Origin of the sequence: Brevundimonas sp., assembly GCF_036402095.1 — a bacterium.
Lineage (GTDB): Bacteria > Pseudomonadota > Alphaproteobacteria > Caulobacterales > Caulobacteraceae > Brevundimonas.
In genome coordinates this window covers 1-15,627 of sequence record NZ_DASWTO010000155.1, presented here as the reverse complement: position 1 = coordinate 15,627, position 15,627 = coordinate 1, and the positions used below count along the sequence as shown (strand labels likewise).

Below are 15,627 nucleotides of genomic sequence, written 5' to 3'. Positions count from 1 at the left end.
AACGGATCCAGCGCGAGGCCGAGGCTGAACTGCAGGGCGGGCGCCGCATGGAGAGCGTCGGTCGCCTGACCGGCGGGCTGGCGCATGATGTCAACGCCGTGCTCGGGGTGATGACCGGGGCGCTGGACCTGATGCTGCGCCAGGCCGACGACCCGGCGCGGGTGCGACGGATCGGCGAGGCCGCGTTGGCGGCGGGCCAGAAGGGCGAACTGCTGACCCGGCGCCTGACCGCCTTTTCGCAGGGCGACGACGAGCCCGTGCTGAGGGTCATGGAGGCCGGCGTGCTGCTGCGGGGAATGGAGAGCCGGCTGCGGGAAATGGCTGGCCCCGGCGTCGATCTGATGATCGAGGGACCGGCCGAGGGGGCGTCGGCGCGGATCGATCCGGTCGGGTTCGAGGGGGCGGTCAAGGCGCTGACCCGGAACGCGGTCGAGGCGATCGACGGACAGGGCTCGGTGGCCGTCCGCCTGGAGGCGCTACTGGAGGGCGGCCTGCGCCTGAGCGTTCGTGACAGCGGCCCCGGCATGGATCGGGACATGGCCGCCCGGGCGGTGGAGCCCTTCTTCACGACACGGGAGGGAGCGGCGGGCCTCGGGCTGTCGCAGGCCTACGCCTTCGCGCGGCAGTCGGGCGGCGTGCTGTCGGTCGACAGCCAGCCGGGGCAGGGGGCGGAGGTGTCGATCACCCTGCCCGCCGCAGTCGCCTGATCGGGGCAGCCGCTGGCGTCGCCGGCGGAGCGGTGTAGAGTGGTTAACGCCTGTGGGAGGGTTGATCATGAAGCTGCTGCGTTTCGTCGTGGTCGTCGCGGTTCTGGCTTATGCCGGCTGGCTGGCGTGGCCGTTCGTATCGCCCCTCATCGAGGGCGCGGCGCCGGCGACGACGGCCTTGCAGGCCGGAGGCGGCGAGGCCCTGTTCGGATTCCTGCCGGTCTGGACGCTGTGGGTCGCGGCCATCGGCCTGTATGTGATCGCCGCCCTGATGTTGGGCGGGGGCGATTCGAGGGCCGTCGGGGCCTATTTCCTCGGGTTTCTCGCCGATGCCGGGCTGCGGCTGGCGCTGGAGGGGCAGGGTGGCGGCGCCGCCGCGTCGGGCCCGGCCACGATGGCGACGCCCGAGGCGCTCTCAGGCCTGCCGGTCGAGCCCCTGTGGCTGCTGCTGGGCGGCCTGGCGCTACTGGGCGTGCTGGTGATGGTCGCTGCGCGCCGCATCCGGCGGACGCGTACGCCGGGACAGCTCGCCTACTAGGCTCCGGGACGCCTCGCGTCGGCCGTTCCGGCGCCTATATCGGTCGGGACGGTTGACGCGCACCCGCGCACCGCTAGGTTCCGCGCGCGCTCCCCCGCGCCCATTGAAACGAGAGACCCCATGGCCGAAGCCGCCTCCCCCAGCGCCGCGTATGATGTCGTCATCATCGGTGGCGGGCCGGGCGGCTACAACGCCGCCATCCGGGCCGGCCAGCTGGGGCTGAAGGCGGCCTGCGTGGAGATGCGAGACACCCTGGGCGGCACCTGCCTGAACGTCGGCTGCATGCCCTCGAAGGCGCTGCTGCACGCGTCCGAACTCTACGAAATGGCGGGTAAGGAATTCGCCGGCCTCGGCATCGACGTCGGGACGCCCAAGCTGAATCTGGCGCAGATGATGGCCCAGAAGGCCGACAGCGTCGGGGCCCTGACCAAGGGCATCGAGTTCCTGTTCAAGAAGAACAAGGTCGAGTGGGTCAAGGGCCGCGGCCGCATCGCCGGACCGGGTCAGGTCGAGGTGACCGCCGCCGACGGGTCGAAGACGACGCTGGCGGCGCGGAACGTCGTCATCGCCACCGGCTCGGAGCCGACGCCGCTGCCGGGCGTGGCCTTTGAGGACGGCAAGGTGGTGGATTCCACCGGCGCCCTGTCGCTGCCGGCCGTGCCGAAGCAGCTGATCGTCGTCGGGGCGGGCATCATCGGCCTGGAGCTCGGCTCGGTCTGGCGCCGGCTGGGCGCGCAGGTGACGGTGGTCGAATATCTGGACCGCATTACGCCCGGAATGGACAGCGAGGTGGCGAAGGCGTTTCAGCGGGCGCTGACCAAGCAGGGCATGAGCTTCAGGCTCGGGGCCAAGGTCACCGGGGCGAAGACGTCGAAGGACGGCGTCGAACTGACAATCGAACCGGCCGCGGGCGGCGCCGCCGAGACCCTGAAGGGCGATGTGGTGCTGGTCGCCATCGGCCGGCGTCCGTACACCGAGGGGCTGGGGCTCGAGACCGTCGGCGTGAATCCCGACAAGCGCGGCTTCGTGGCCAACGACCACTTCAAGGTGGCGGACGGCGTCTGGGTCATCGGCGACGTGACCCATGGCCCGATGCTGGCGCACAAGGCGGAAGAGGACGCCGTGGCGGTCATCGAGCTGATCGCGGGAAAGGCCGGCCACGTCGACTACGACCTGGTGCCGAGCGTGGTCTATACCGCGCCCGAGGTGGCCTGGGTCGGCAAGACCGAGGATCAGCTGAAGGAGGCGGGCGTCGCCTACAGGAGCGGCAAATTCCCGTTCACCGCCAACAGCCGGGCCAAGATCAACCATGAGACCGAGGGTTTCGTGAAGGTGCTGGCCGACGCCGACACCGACCGCATTCTGGGTGTCCACATCCTCGGGCCGCAGGCGGGCGAGATGATCGGCGAGGCCTGCGTGGCCATGGCGTTCGGCGGCTCCTCCGAGGACATCGCCCGCATCTGCCACCCCCATCCGACCCGCTCTGAGGCCGTCAAACAGGCGGCCATGGGCGTCGACGGCTGGACCATGCAGGCCTAGCGCAGCGGCCGGAGCCCCCGGAACGCCATGCGCGAGCGGCCGAAGTCCAGGCTGACCTCGCGGAAGCGGTAGAGCAGGTCGGCCCCGATCAGCAGGGCGGGGCGCTCGATCAGCTCCAGCACCTCGAAGGCGTGAAGGTCGGCGAAGAGCAGGGGCGTCGGTCCAAGCCGCTGGGTCCCCAGACGCAGATCCCTGACGTGGCCGCTGGCCGCGGCGAGAAGCTGTCCGGTGACGCCGTAGACGGTGACCCGCTCCAGCCCCGCCGGATCGCCGCCCACGGCGTCCAGCAGCGCCATGTTGCCGATCGAATACTGGGCGCCGGTGTCGACGAAGACGTCGATCTCGCGACCCTCCGCCAGGCCACGCAGGATCAGGGCGCCGAAGCGGCCGTGCCGGGCGGGCCGTTCCTGGGTCGGCAGGCGGGTTGCCCGGTAGCCGGCGGAGCCGACCGCCATCACGTCCGGCCCGGACGGCGTCAGACGCACGCGGCGGGTGGCGATGTTCAGGTCGAGGCGGAAACGGCCCAGCACGTCCAGTCCCATCAGGCCGTCGGCCGCGAGCACCGCCCGGGGAAAGACAGGGGCCTGCAAGTCCCGGATGCGCCGTCCGCCGACCCCGAAGCGTTCGATGAGCACCGAGGGCGCCATCTGGGCCGCGGTCAGGCCGTGCACCAGCACCGGCGGGCCCGGCGGGAGGTTCCAGGCCTGGGCGAGATCCTCGGAAATCACCGTGCGCCCGGCCCCGGTGTCGAGCACGAACACCGCGCCCCGGCGGCCGTTGACGGCCACGCGCAGGGCCATGCGGGTCAGCAGATTGGCCAGCAGGCGAGGCTCGGCCTCCGGCGGTTCCTGCGCAGATGCGACGCCGGCTCCGCCGACCAGCAGGCCGGCCAGGCCGAGCGCCACGCAGCGCCGGTTCAGGATCGGGACCGTATCGTCCGCCAGAGCCGCCTCCCCGCGTTCTCCCGGAACAGTCTAGGCCCGGGGATGCGCCGATGCATAGGCGTCGAGCAGGCGGGCGGCGTCGACGGCGGTGTATTTCTGGGTCGTCGACAGGCTGGCGTGGCCGAGCAGTTCCTGGATCGAGCGCAGGTCGGCTCCGGCCCCGAGCAGGTGGGTGGCGAAGCTGTGGCGAAGGGCGTGGGGCGTGGCGCTGGCGGGCAGGCCCAGCCGGCCGCGCAGACGCTGCACCGTGGCCTGGACGTGGCGTGGGCTGAGCGGACCGCCGCGGCGGGCGCGGAACAGGGCGTCGCCGGGGGCCAGGGGGAAGGGCTGCAAGGCCAGATAGGCGGCGACCGCCTGGCGCACGGCGGGCAGGACGGGGGCCAGCCGGGTCTTGCCGCCCTTGCCGGTGATGCGCAGGGCGTCGGCCAGGGGGGCGTCGGCGCGGGTCAGGGACAGACCCTCGGAGATGCGCAGGCCGCAGCCGTAGAGCAGGGTCAGAACGGCGCGGTCGCGGGCGGCCTCCCACGGTTCGGCGTCGGGATCGGCCTCGCTTTCCTGCATCAGGCCGCGGGCCTGATCCTCGGTGACAGGGCGGGGCAGGGAAGGTTTGACGCGGGGTCCGCGGACGAGGGCGAGTTGGGGCGCGGGCACGCCGCAGCGCCGGTCGAGGAAGGCGTGGAAGGTGCGGATCGCCGACAGGGTCTGGCTGGTCGAACGGGCGCTGAGCGGCTTGTCGCCGGAGCGGCGCCCGGCGAGGTGGGCGCGGAGCTCGGCGGGGGTGACGGTTCCGAGATCGGCGAGCCGCTGGGTCTCGCCCCGGTGGCGCTGCAGAAAGGCGAGATACTGGCGGCCGATGTGGCCGTAGGCTTCAAGCGTCCGGGGCGACAGGCGGCGTTCGTGGGCCAGATGCTCCAGCCAGACGGCCAGCCCCTGATCGGCGCTCAGCTGAGGATCGGCCATCGTTCGGCCGTGCGCTCGACCACCCGGGCGATGAAGGCGACCAGTTCGCAGCCCATGGTCGGGGTGAAGCCGTCGTCTTCCGCCGAGCCGAAGGCGCACAGGGCCGGGCGGGCGCCGGCGTCTTCACCCGGAAAGACGGGGGTCATGCGGATCAGGGCGACCGACTTCACCTCGGCCTCGACGGCCCCGAACAGGTTCAGCCCGTCGAAATTCGGTCCAAGCCACGTCAGGCCGTGCTCGCCGAGCAGCTTGTCGACGCCGTCGGCCTCGAGCGATTTCCAGCCGAACGGCACGGCGCCGGGCTTCTCGAGCGCAATGGCGGCCCCGGCGAGGCCGAAGCGGCCCTGGGCCACGGCGTCGAGCCGGCGGGCGAGGTCGGAGAGGTTGCGCGCCTCCATCAGATCGAGGGCGGCGACGTGGGTCTGGGTCTGGGCCGCGAAATTGGCCCGGGCCACGGCCTCGATCCGCTTGCGGGCGTCGGCCTCGCGTTCGGCGGCCTCCTCAAGCCGGGTCAGGGCGGCGCGACCGAACTCGACGACGTTGCGGCCGTGCGGCTTGAGGCCGATCTCCTCCAGCAGCGAGCGGTCGTCGAGCAGGATCTGCGGATTGGCCTGCAGCCAGGCGCGGATTTCCGGCCAGTGCGGCTCGGGGAGGTCCGAAGAGAGGTCAGGCGATACGCTCACAGACCTCTCCTCGAGGCGTCATTCAGAGAATGGACTGGCCCGTCTTGCCCCAGTCCGCAAGGAAGGCATCAAGCCCCTTGTCGGTTAACGGGTGTTTGACCAAGGCCTTGAAAACGTCGGCCGGGATGGTCGCGGCGTCGGCGCCGGCGACGGCGGCGGCCGAGACGTGGCCCGGGTTGCGGAGGCTGGCGGCGAGGATTTCGGTGGTGAAGTCGTGGGTGTCGAACAGCACCCGGATCTCCTCCAGCAGACCGATGCCGTCGGCGCCGTGGTCCTCGAGGCGGCCGACGAAGGGCGAGACGAAGGTGGCGCCGGCCTTGGCGGCTAGCATGGCCTGGGCGGCCGAGAAGCACAGGGTGACGTTGGTGCGGACGCCCTTGTCGGCGAAGACGCGGGTGGCGCGCAGCCCGTCCCAGGTCAGGGGCAGTTTGACGACCACGTTGGGAGCGATGGCGGCCAGCTTGTCGCCCTCGCGGACCATGGTCTCGAAATCGGTCGCCACGGCCTCGGCGGAGATCGGGCCCTCGACGAGGGCGCAAATCTCGGCGATGACCTCAGCGATGTTGCGACCGGATTTGGCGATCAGCGAGGGATTGGTGGTGACGCCGTCCACCATTCCGGTGGGGACCATGTCCTTGATGACGGCGACGTCGGCGGTGTCGAGGAAGAGTTTCATGGCCGGGCTTCTAGCCCTTTGGAGCCGCCGGTGAAAGTCGCCTCGGTCCTTATCCCGCTGCCGGTGCCCGAGGCCTTCGACTACGAGGTTCCGGAGGCGCTGGCGCTGGCGCGGGGCGATCAGGTGGCCGTGCCGCTGGGGCCGCGGCTGATGCGCGGCGTCGTGGCGGAGGTGCGGGAGACCACGGGCTCGAACCGCCGGCTCAAGGCGGTCGAGCAGGTGCTGGACGATCCGCGCCTGCCCGAGCGGACCGTGGACTTCGTGGAATGGGCGGCGCGGTGGACGCTGAGCGCGCCGGGGGAGATGGCCTCGGCGGCGCTGAAGGGGCTGCGGGCGCCACGGCCCCGGCCGGAGCGGCGCGTGCGGCGGGTCGGGGACCGGGCGCCGGTGAAGATGACGGCGCCCCGGGCGGCGGTGCTGGAGGCGCTGGGCGAGCGGGCCATGACCAGTCCCGATCTGGCGCGGGCGGCCGGGGTGTCGTCCGGCGTGGTCAAGGGGCTGCTGGACGAGGGGGTGCTGGAGGTGGTGGAGGTCGAGGCGCTGGCCGCCTTCGACGCCCCCGAGCCGGATCACGCCCCGGCGCGGTTGAACGCCGACCAGGCGGCGGCGGCGGCGGCCATGGCCGAGGCGACGGCCAGGGGCGGGTTCGCGCCCTTCCTGCTGGACGGGGTCACCGGCTCGGGCAAGACCGAGGCCTATCTGGAGGCGGCGGCGCGGACGCTGAAGGCAGATCCGGCGGCCCAGATCCTGATCCTGCTGCCCGAGATCGCCCTGACCCAGGCCCTGATCGAGCGGATCGCGGCGCGGTTCGGCGCGGCCCCGGCTGAGTGGCATTCCGGCGTCGCCCCGCCGCGGCGACGGCAGGTCTGGGAGGCGGTGGTCGCGGGGCGGTGCAATATCGTGGTCGGGGCGCGCTCGGCCCTGTTCCTGCCCTACGCCAACCTGCGGCTGCTGGTCGTCGACGAGGAGCACGACGGCTCGTTCAAACAGGAGGAGGGGCTGGTCTATCACGGCCGCGACCTGGCCGTGGCGCGGGCCCGGATCGAGGGGGCGACGGTGGTGCTGGCGTCGGCCACGCCGTCGCTGGAGACGCTGTGGAACGCGCAGCAGGGGCGCTACGGCTGGCTGAAGCTGGCGGCGCGGCACGGGGCGGCGGTGCTGCCGGAAATCGCGCTGCTGGACCTGCGGCAGAGCCCCCCCGATCCGCAGACGTGGCTGTCGCAGCCGCTGCGCGAGGCGATCGGCGAGACGCTGGCGCGGGGCGAACAGACGCTGCTGTTCCTCAACCGGCGAGGGTATGCGCCGGTGGTGCTGTGCCGGGCCTGCGGGCACCGGCTGACGGCGCCGGACACGGACAGCTGGCTGGTCGAGCATCGCTATACCGGAAGGCTGGTCTGCCACCTGACCGGCTTCACCATGCCGCGGCCGAAGCATTGCCCGTCGTGCGGGGCGGAGGACTCGCTGGTCTCGGTCGGGCCCGGGGTCGAGCGGGTCGAGGAGGAGGTGCGCCAGCTGTTCCCGCAGGCGCGGACGGCGGTGTTCAGCTCCGACACCGTGCCGGACGGCAAGTCGGCCCGGGCGCTGATCCAGCGGATGGCCGAGGGCGAGATCGACATCCTGGTGGCGACCCAGGCGGCGGCCAAGGGGCACAATTTCCCGCACCTGACCCTCGTCGGTGTGGTCGACGCCGACCTGGGGCTGAGGGGCGGGGACCTGCGGGCGGCCGAGCGGACCTTCCAGCTGCTGACCCAGGCGACGGGCCGGGCCGGGCGGGCGGACAAGCCGGGGCGGGCCATTCTCCAGACCTGGACGCCGGAGCATCCGGTGCTGAAGGCGCTGGCGGCCGGCGACCGCGACGCCTTCGTCGAGGCCGAGATGGCGGAACGCGAGGCGGCCTCGCTGCCGCCGCACGGCCGGCTGGCGGCCATCATCCTGTCGGGCGAGAACGCCGCGGCGGTGGAGAAGGTGGCGCGCGAACTGGCCGGGTCGATCCCCAACGCAGAGCGGCTGGAGGTCTATGGGCCGGCCGACGCGCCGCTGGCCCTGGTCCGGGGACGGCGGCGCAAGAGGCTGCTGGTCCGGGCCGACCGCGACGTGGACCTGCAGGGCTTCCTGCGGGCCTGGCTGGCGAGGGTGAAGGTCCCGGCCAGCGTGCGGCTGAACGTCGACGTGGACCCGTACAGCTTCCTGTAGGGGTTCCGCCCGGGTGAAAACCGGAAAAAACGGTGGGGCGCCGTCGGCAGTGTCGGCAGGGTCGGCGGGAATCCACGGGGGCGGAGTCGGCAGAGTCGGCATCGACGCGCCTGTGGCGGTGCGGCGGGGATGCGGTTGTCAAAGACCGGCGCCTGCCGGGCGACAGGGGGGGCGGCATTATGCGCCCGCCGGCTCTCCCGGCGGGAAGATCGGCTCGAGAAAAGGCGATGTGCCTGGAAAGGCGGGAGGTTTTCCGCGCTGCCGGGCTACAATTCCGCGGATCGCCGGCAGAGCGTCAAACGCCCGGTTCGGCGGTTTCGGCCTTGTTGAGCTGGGCCTGCCGCGCCTCGAGCGCGGCGGCCTTCTTCTGCGCGGCCTTGCGGCCCATCATGTTGAGGCTCTCGACCAGGGCGGAGAAGGCCATGGCGGCGTAGATGTAGCCCTTGGGCACATGGACGCCGAAGCCGTCGGCGATCAGCACCATGCCGATCATCAGCAGGAAGCCGAGGGCCAGCATGACCACGGTCGGATTCTTGTCGATGAACTCGGCCAGCGGGTCGGAGGCGAACAGCATCGCGGCCACGGCGATGATCACGGCCACCATCATGATCGGCACGTGATCGGTCATGCCGACGGCGGTCAGGATCGAGTCGATCGAGAAGACCAGGTCCAGCAGGATGATCTGGACGATGGCCGAACCGACGTTGTTGATCACGGCGGTGGTCTTGTCCTTCTCCAGCATGTCGTCGCTGGGGGTGGTGTCGACGGCGTGGTGGATTTCCTTGGTGGCCTTCCAGACGAGGAACAGCCCGCCGGCGATGAGGATCAGGTCGCGCCAGCTGAACGCCGTGTCCCAGCCCGCGCCGGACAGACCCAGATCCACCACCTCGGCCTTGAGACCGATAATCCAGCCGATGGTGGCGAGCAGACCGAGACGCATGATCAGGGCGAGCGCGATGCCGATGCGGCGGGTGCGCTGGCGATGCTCGGGCGGCAGCTTGTTCGACAGGATCGAGATGAAGATCAGATTGTCGATCCCAAGCACGACTTCCATGATCACCAGGGTGATCAGGGCGGCCCAGGCGGCGGGGTCGGTCAGGAGTGCGGCGATTTCGGTCATGGGCCCCGGGATAAGGCAGGCGTGGAAACAGCGCCATATTTTTTCGCCGCAACCTGCGCGTCAGAGCGCCGCTGCAGACCGGTGGCTCTGGACCCGGGTCTCCGGCTCGCCTAGCCAAGGGCGACCCTCTCCGTTTGTCAGGTGACGCGTGCCCTCAGGTCTTGCCGCCCTTCTCGATGATGTCGCCACCATCGCCAAGGTGGCCGCAGCCTCCGTCGATGACGTGTCCGCCGCCGCCGGCCGCGCCGGCGTCAAGGCCGCCGGGGTCGTGGTCGACGACGCCGCGGTCACGCCGGGCTATGCGATGGGATTTTCGCCGGCGCGCGAGCTGCCGATCATTCGCAAGATCGCCATCGGCTCGCTGAAGAACAAATTCCTCATCCTCCTGCCCGGAGCGCTGCTGATCAGCGCCCTGGCGCCGTGGGCGCTGACGCCGCTGCTGATGCTCGGGGGGGCCTATCTCTGTTTCGAGGCGTCCGAAAAGATCCTCGCGAACCTGGCGGGCCACGGAAAGGGCGAGGCCTCGCCGGACGATCTGGCCATGTCGTCCGAGGAGAAGGAAAAGACGATGGTCGGTTCGGCGATCCGGACGGACCTGATCCTTTCGGCCGAGATCACCGCCATCGCCTTGGCCGACCTGGCCGAGCGCCCGCTGGCGACCCAGGCGGCGGCCCTGGCGCTTGTCGGCCTGCTGATCACCGTGGGGGTCTATGGCGCGGTGGCGCTGATCGTGAAGATGGACGATATCGGCCTGCATCTGGCCGAGCGCCGGTCGGCTTCGGCGCGGGCGGCGGGCCGTGCGCTGGTCCACGCCATGCCGATGGTGCTGGGTGGGCTGGCGACGATCGGGACCGCGGCGATGCTGTGGGTCGGAGGCGGAATCCTCGTCCACGGGCTCCATGAATACCACCTCGACGCCCTGCCGGCGCTGATCGAAGGTCTGGGACATGCCGCCGCCGGCGTCCCGCTTGTCGGCTCCGTCACCGGATGGCTGGCGACGGCCGCCGCCTCGGCGGTGGTCGGTCTCGTGGTCGGCGGCGTGGTCGTGGCGATCATGCATTTCATCCCCCGCAAGCGCGCCGCCCACTGACCGGCGGGCGTGGCGGGGCGTTACGGCTTCAGCGCCTGACCGGGGTCAGGTCCGCCACCACGGGAAAATGGTCCGAGATGACCCGGCCGCCGAAGGAGTCGGTGGGCACGGCGAACCGCTCGACCGCCAGTCCGGGGCTGACGAAGACGTGGTCGATGGCCACGCCGCCGTTGTCATTGGCGATGTCGAAGGCGTTGAAGGTGCCGGCGGGGCCGAAGTCGACCGGACTGACGGTGCGGGCGTCGCGCAGGCCCGCGGCGACGATGCGGCGATACGGCGCGGTGTCCGGCCCGGTGTTGAAGTCGCCCATCAGCACGACCTCGGCGCGCGCGCCGTCGAGCTCGGCGGGGGCGAGGGTGGAGACCAGTTCGGCGCATTGTTCGCGGGCCACGACGCCGACGTGGTCGAAATGGGTGTTGCGCACGTCCAGCAGCCGGCCGTCGCGGCGGTCGCGCAGCACGACCCGGGTGACGGTGCGCGGGTAGGCGGCGTCCCAGCCCTTCGACGGGACCGCCGGGGTCGGCGAGCACCAGAAGGTCTCCGTGCGCAGGGACTCGTAGCGGTCGCGGCGCCAGAACAGCGCAGCGCTCTCGCCGACGCGGCCGTCGTCGCGGCCGACGCCGTAATGGTCATGGAGGGGCAGCCGCTCCGCCAGGTAGGCCACCTGATGGGGCAGCGCCTCCTGCAGGCCCAGCAGGTCGGGGTCGAGGAAGGCGATCTGGTTCGCCAGGTGCGGGCGGCGCTCGCTCCACGGCGGATTGTCGGCCGGGACGTCGACGCGGATGTTGTAGCTCATCACCCGGAACGAGGACGGATCCCCGGCCGCGGCGGCGGGGGCCAGGGCGACAACGGCGGCGGCGGCCGCCGCGGGGAGCAGGCGGGCGGGGCGGCCGAGGGCGGAGCGGGAGAGGGGGCGGGGGCGGGTCATGGCCGCCAGTCTTGGTCCGGCGGAGACGCGAGGCCACGTCAAATCGCGTTACGCTGCGGCGGACCGCCTCGGTTGCGGTCGGGGGGTTAGGGTGCTATCAGGCGCCCGGCTGAGCCGGAGGGCGCGTTGCGAGACGCGTCCCCAGCGTGCTTTCTTCAAGCATTACAGGCCTTTGATCGGTGCGAATCCCGCCGCCGGTCGACAACCCGAACGCTAACCCGCGCGGACCATAAAGTGGCTGACGATTACAGGACGACGGAAGTCGGCGAGCGCTACGCACAGGCGCTGTTCGACCTCGCTGACGAGACGGGCGTCCTCGACGCCGTGCGCGCCGATCTCAAGTCGCTGCGCGCCGCGTGGAACGACAGTGCGGACCTGCGCCGCCTGGCCAACTCGCCGGTGATCGCCGCCGAGGACCAGCAGAAGGGTCTCGTGGCCATCGCCGACGCGGCGAAGTTCAACGGCGTGACCCGCAACTTCCTCGGCCTGCTGGCCCAGAACGGCCGCTCGCGCGACCTGCCGGGCGTGATCGCCGGCTTCGAGGCCCTGTATGCGAAGAAGACGGGCGTGGTCGCCGCCGAGGTCATCTCGGCCCAGGCGCTGAGCGCCGCCCAGATGAAATCCATCCAGTCCGCCCTGCGCGCCTCGCTGGGCAAGGACCCGGAAATGACCGCCCGCGTCGATCCGTCGATCCTCGGCGGCCTCAAGGTCAAGGTGGGGTCGAAGCTGTTCGACGCCTCGCTGAAGACCAAGCTCGACCAGATGAAATTCGCCCTCAAGCGTGCGTAAGCACGCGCCGACAACAAGAATGCAGCGCGCCTGACGGCCCGCCCTGAAGACGAAGACAGAGAGATCCAAATGGACATCCGCGCCGCCGAAATCTCGGCCATCCTCAAGTCGCAGATCGCCAATTTCGGCGTGGAAGCGGACGTCTCGGACGTCGGCCAGGTGCTGTCGGTCGGTGACGGCATCGCCCGCATCCACGGTCTGGACAACGTCCAGGCCGGCGAGATGATCGAGTTCCCGAAGGCGGGCGTGAAGGGCATGGCCCTGAACCTCGAGCGCGACAACGTCGGCGCCGTGATCTTCGGCCAGGACAACCAGATCGCCGAGGGCGACGAGGTCCGCCGTCTGGGCGAGATCGTGGACGTGCCGGTCGGCAAGGGCCTGCTGGGCCGCGTCGTCAACCCGCTGGGCGAGCCGATCGACGGCAAGGGCCCGATCCAGTTCACCGAGCGCCGCCGCGTGGACGTCAAGGCTCCGGGCATCATCCCGCGGAAGTCGGTGCACGAGCCGATGCAGACCGGCCTGAAGGCCATCGACACCCTGATCCCGATCGGCCGCGGCCAGCGCGAGCTGATCATCGGCGACCGCCAGGTCGGCAAGACCGCCGTGGCCGTCGACACCATCCTGAACCAGAAGGCCACCAACGCCGCCGCCGCGTCGGAAGGCGAGAAGCTGTACTGCATCTACGTCGCCATCGGCCAGAAGCGCTCGACCGTGGCCCAGATCGTCAAGACGCTCGAGGAGCGCGGCGCCCTGGACTACACCATCGTCGTCGCCGCCACGGCGTCGGAGCCGGCCCCGCTGCAGTTCCTGGCCCCGTTCGCCGGCACGGCCATGGGCGAGTTCTTCCGCGACAACGGCATGCACGCCCTGATCGTCTATGACGACCTGTCGAAGCAGGCCGTGGCCTACCGCCAGATGTCGCTGCTGCTGCGCCGCCCGCCGGGCCGCGAAGCCTATCCGGGCGACGTCTTCTACCTGCACTCGCGCCTGCTGGAGCGTTCGGCCAAGCTGAACGAGGAAAACGGCGCCGGCTCGATGACCGCCCTGCCGCTGATCGAGACCCAGGCCAACGACGTGTCGGCCTACATCCCGACCAATGTGATCTCGATCACCGACGGCCAGATCTTCCTCGAGTCCGACCTGTTCTACCAGGGCATCCGTCCGGCCGTGAACGTCGGCATCTCGGTGTCGCGCGTGGGCTCGTCGGCCCAGATCAAGGCGATGAAGCAGGTCGCCGGCTCGATCAAGGGCGAGCTGGCCCAGTACCGGGAGATGGCCGCCTTCGCCAAGTTCGGTTCGGACCTCGACGCCTCGACCCAGAAGCTGCTGGCCCGCGGCGCCCGCCTGACCGAGCTGCTGAAGCAGCCGCAATACTCGCCGCTGACGGTCGAGGAGCAGGTCGTCTCGGTCTACGCCGGCACGCGCGGCTACCTCGACAACATCGCGGTGGCCGACATCGGCCGCTTCGAGCGCGAACTGCTGGCCCGCCTGCACTCGGCCCACGCCTCGATCCTGGACGGCATCCGCACCCAGAAGGCGCTGTCGAAGGAGCTGGAAGCCGAGCTGAAGGCCGCCATCGAAGCCTTCGCCAAGACCTTCGCCTGACCTGACCTGTAGGGACTAGAAAGAGCAGCCCGAATGGCCAGCCTCAAGGAAATGCGCAATCGGATCGGAAGCGTGAAAGCCACGCAGAAGATCACGAAGGCCATGCAGATGGTCGCCGCGGCCAAGCTGAAACGCGCCCAGGACCAGGCCATCGCGGCCCGGCCCTACGCCTCGCGCATGGCGGCCGTCATCGCCAACCTGGCGGCCGGCGTCTCGGGCGAGGGCGCGCCGAAGCTTCTGGCCGGCACCGGCTCGGACCAGCGCCACCTGATCGTGGTGGCCTCGTCCGACAAGGGCCTGGCCGGCGGCTTCTCGTCGAACATCATCCGCGCCGCCCGCGAACGCATCAACAGCCTGATCGCCAACGGCAAGGACGTCCGCGTCATCGCCGTCGGCCGCAAGTCGCGCGACCAACTGACCCGGATGTACGGGGACAAGATCGTGCGGACGTTCGAGCTGTCGGAGCACAAGACCATCGGCCTGCCGTCGGCCCAGCCGATCGCCGAGCTGATCGCCGACGAGTTCGAGAACGGCCGCGCCGACGTGGTCACCCTGTTCTACAGCCAGTTCAAGTCGGTGATCTCGCAGATCCCGACCGCCAAGCAGCTGATCCCCGCGGTGGTCGAGGGCGGCGCCGCCCCGATCGACCAGAACGGCGCGGTCTACGACTACGAGCCGTCCGAGGAGGAGATCCTCGACACCCTGCTGCCGCGCAACATCACCACCCAGATCCTGGCCTCTCTCTACGAGAACCAGGCCGGTTTCTACGGGGCCCAGATGGGCGCCATGGACGCGGCCACGCGCAACGCCGGCGACATGATTTCCGCCCTCACCCTGCAATACAACCGATCCCGCCAGGCGCAGATCACCAAGGAGCTGATCGAGATCATCTCCGGCGCCGAAGCCCTCTGATCTGAACCTGACCGCACAAGACGACAACGGACCCGCACCGATGACCGACACCACCGCTCCCAAGAAGACCGCCGCCCGCAAGCCGGCGGCCCCGAAAGCTCCGAAGGCCGCCGCCGCCACCGGCAACGCCGTGGTCACCGCCGGCACTGGCGTGGGCAAGATCGCCCAGGTCATCGGCGCCGTCGTCGACGTCGAGTTCGAAGGCCAGCTGCCGGCCATCCTGAACGCGCTGGAAACGACCAACGTCGACCAGAAGACCGGCCAGCCCTTCCGCCTCGTGCTGGAGGTCGCCCAGCACCTCGGCGAGAACATGGTCCGCACCATCGCCATGGACACGACCGAGGGCCTGACCCGCGGCCAGGCCGTGACCGACACCGGCACCTCGATCCTGGCCCCGGTCGGACCGGGCACGCTGGGCCGCATCATGAACGTCGTCGGCGCGCCGATCGACGAGGCCGGCCCGATCAAGACGCAGATGTACCGCCCGATCCACCGCGAGGCGCCGTCGTTTGAAGAGCAGTCAACCTCGTCGGAAATCCTCGTCACGGGGATCAAGGTCATCGACCTGATCTGCCCCTACACCAAGGGCGGCAAGATCGGCCTGTTCGGCGGCGCCGGCGTCGGCAAGACCGTGACCATGCAGGAGCTGATCAACAACATCGCCAAGGCGTACGGCGGCTACTCCGTCCTGGCCGGCGTGGGCGAGCGCACCCGTGAGGGCAACGACCTGTACCACGAGATGATCGAGTCCAACGTGAACGTGGACCCGTCCAAGAACAACGGCTCGACCGAAGGCTCGAAATGCGCCCTCGTCTACGGCCAGATGAACGAGCCGCCGGGCGCCCGCGCCCGCGTCGCCCTGACCGGCCTGGCCCAGGCCGAGTACTTCCGCGACGAGGAAGGCAAGGACGTGCTGCTGTTCGTCGACAACATCTTCCGCTTC

Annotated in this window: 14 protein-coding genes and 1 pseudogene; 9 read left to right on the top strand and 6 right to left on the bottom strand. The window is 70.4% G+C overall.

Annotated features, from left to right (window positions below):
- The 3 genes from VGD32_RS10810 to lpdA all read left to right on the top strand — a co-directional run.
- Nucleotides 1-707, top strand: a 707-nt coding sequence (locus VGD32_RS10810; RefSeq protein WP_331031892.1) for a sensor histidine kinase, incomplete at its 5' end; no start/stop codon positions are given.
- A gap of 67 nt (nucleotides 708-774) precedes the next feature.
- On the top strand, nucleotides 775-1,245 hold the full coding sequence (locus tag VGD32_RS10805; RefSeq protein ID WP_331031891.1) for a hypothetical protein: 471 nt from the start codon (nucleotides 775-777) through the stop codon (nucleotides 1,243-1,245).
- 120 nt (nucleotides 1,246-1,365) lie between these two features.
- Nucleotides 1,366-2,784 carry a dihydrolipoyl dehydrogenase gene (lpdA, locus tag VGD32_RS10800; protein WP_331031890.1) on the top strand — a complete coding sequence of 473 codons (1,419 nt, stop codon included), beginning with the start codon at nucleotides 1,366-1,368 and terminating at the stop codon, nucleotides 2,782-2,784.
- On the opposite strand, the gene VGD32_RS10795 is transcribed toward lpdA, so the two are convergent.
- The 4 genes from VGD32_RS10795 to fsa form a co-directional block, all read right to left on the bottom strand.
- Complete coding sequence (locus tag VGD32_RS10795) at nucleotides 2,781-3,689, bottom strand: aspartyl protease family protein (protein ID WP_331031889.1); 909 nt, start codon at nucleotides 3,687-3,689, stop codon at nucleotides 2,781-2,783. The two genes, lpdA and VGD32_RS10795, sit on opposite strands and share 4 nt — an antisense overlap.
- A gap of 69 nt (nucleotides 3,690-3,758) precedes the next feature.
- Nucleotides 3,759-4,688: a tyrosine recombinase XerC gene (locus VGD32_RS10790; RefSeq protein WP_331031888.1), complete on the bottom strand. Its 930-nt coding sequence runs from the start codon at nucleotides 4,686-4,688 to the stop codon at nucleotides 3,759-3,761.
- Entirely contained in the window at nucleotides 4,670-5,371 is a 702-nt protein-coding gene (locus VGD32_RS10785; RefSeq protein ID WP_331031887.1) for a DUF484 family protein, read from the bottom strand. Before VGD32_RS10785 ends, VGD32_RS10790 begins: the two co-directional genes overlap by 19 nt.
- Nucleotides 5,372-5,393: 22 nt before the next feature.
- Nucleotides 5,394-6,047 (bottom strand): fructose-6-phosphate aldolase, encoded by a 654-nt coding sequence (gene fsa / locus VGD32_RS10780; protein ID WP_331031886.1) that lies wholly within the window; start codon nucleotides 6,045-6,047, stop codon nucleotides 5,394-5,396.
- A gap of 30 nt (nucleotides 6,048-6,077) precedes the next feature.
- On the opposite strand from fsa, the gene VGD32_RS10775 reads away from it, so the two are divergent.
- A complete protein-coding gene (locus VGD32_RS10775) occupies nucleotides 6,078-8,240 on the top strand; it encodes a primosomal protein N' (RefSeq protein ID WP_331031885.1) in 2,163 nt (720 codons plus the stop codon).
- A 295-nt stretch (nucleotides 8,241-8,535) separates the two neighbouring features.
- Here VGD32_RS10775 and VGD32_RS10770 read toward each other — a convergent pair whose 3' ends face one another.
- Complete coding sequence (locus VGD32_RS10770; protein WP_331031884.1) at nucleotides 8,536-9,360, bottom strand: TerC family protein; 825 nt, start codon at nucleotides 9,358-9,360, stop codon at nucleotides 8,536-8,538.
- A 148-nt stretch (nucleotides 9,361-9,508) separates the two neighbouring features.
- Between VGD32_RS10770 and VGD32_RS10765 the strand changes: the two genes are divergently transcribed.
- A complete protein-coding gene (locus VGD32_RS10765) occupies nucleotides 9,509-10,450 on the top strand; it encodes a DUF808 domain-containing protein (protein WP_331031883.1) in 942 nt (313 codons plus the stop codon).
- 28 nt (nucleotides 10,451-10,478) lie between these two features.
- Here VGD32_RS10765 and VGD32_RS10760 read toward each other — a convergent pair whose 3' ends face one another.
- The gene (locus VGD32_RS10760; protein ID WP_331031882.1) at nucleotides 10,479-11,378 is read right to left on the bottom strand and encodes an endonuclease/exonuclease/phosphatase family protein; all 900 of its coding nucleotides are present in this window, start codon (nucleotides 11,376-11,378) and stop codon (nucleotides 10,479-10,481) included.
- A gap of 234 nt (nucleotides 11,379-11,612) precedes the next feature.
- Between VGD32_RS10760 and VGD32_RS10755 the strand changes: the two genes are divergently transcribed.
- The 4 genes and pseudogenes from VGD32_RS10755 to VGD32_RS10740 form a co-directional block, all read left to right on the top strand.
- Complete coding sequence (locus tag VGD32_RS10755) at nucleotides 11,613-12,167, top strand: F0F1 ATP synthase subunit delta (protein WP_331031881.1); 555 nt, start codon at nucleotides 11,613-11,615, stop codon at nucleotides 12,165-12,167.
- A 69-nt stretch (nucleotides 12,168-12,236) separates the two neighbouring features.
- Nucleotides 12,237-13,772 carry a F0F1 ATP synthase subunit alpha gene (gene atpA, locus VGD32_RS10750; RefSeq protein WP_331031880.1) on the top strand — a complete coding sequence of 512 codons (1,536 nt, stop codon included), beginning with the start codon at nucleotides 12,237-12,239 and terminating at the stop codon, nucleotides 13,770-13,772.
- A gap of 33 nt (nucleotides 13,773-13,805) precedes the next feature.
- The gene (locus VGD32_RS10745) at nucleotides 13,806-14,684 is read left to right on the top strand and encodes a F0F1 ATP synthase subunit gamma (RefSeq protein WP_331031879.1); all 879 of its coding nucleotides are present in this window, start codon (nucleotides 13,806-13,808) and stop codon (nucleotides 14,682-14,684) included.
- Nucleotides 14,685-14,724: 40 nt separating this feature from the next.
- A pseudogene (locus VGD32_RS10740) lies at nucleotides 14,725-15,627 on the top strand (F0F1 ATP synthase subunit beta); the annotation flags it as partial.

Excerpts from the sequence above, each read along its gene's own strand:
- VGD32_RS10805 (WP_331031891.1), top strand. The coding sequence starts at position 775 with ATGAAGCTGCTGCGTTTCGTCGTGGTCGTCGCGGTTCTGGCTTATGCC.
- VGD32_RS10760 (WP_331031882.1), bottom strand. The coding sequence starts at position 11,378 with ATGACCCGCCCCCGCCCCCTCTCCCGCTCCGCCCTCGGCCGCCCCGCC.
- VGD32_RS10790 (WP_331031888.1), bottom strand. The coding sequence starts at position 4,688 with ATGGCCGATCCTCAGCTGAGCGCCGATCAGGGGCTGGCCGTCTGGCTG.
- VGD32_RS10770 (WP_331031884.1), bottom strand. The coding sequence starts at position 9,360 with ATGACCGAAATCGCCGCACTCCTGACCGACCCCGCCGCCTGGGCCGCC.
- VGD32_RS10745 (WP_331031879.1), top strand. The coding sequence starts at position 13,806 with ATGGCCAGCCTCAAGGAAATGCGCAATCGGATCGGAAGCGTGAAAGCC.
- lpdA (WP_331031890.1), top strand. The coding sequence starts at position 1,366 with ATGGCCGAAGCCGCCTCCCCCAGCGCCGCGTATGATGTCGTCATCATC.
- atpA (WP_331031880.1), top strand. The coding sequence starts at position 12,237 with ATGGACATCCGCGCCGCCGAAATCTCGGCCATCCTCAAGTCGCAGATC.
- fsa (WP_331031886.1), bottom strand. The coding sequence starts at position 6,047 with ATGAAACTCTTCCTCGACACCGCCGACGTCGCCGTCATCAAGGACATG.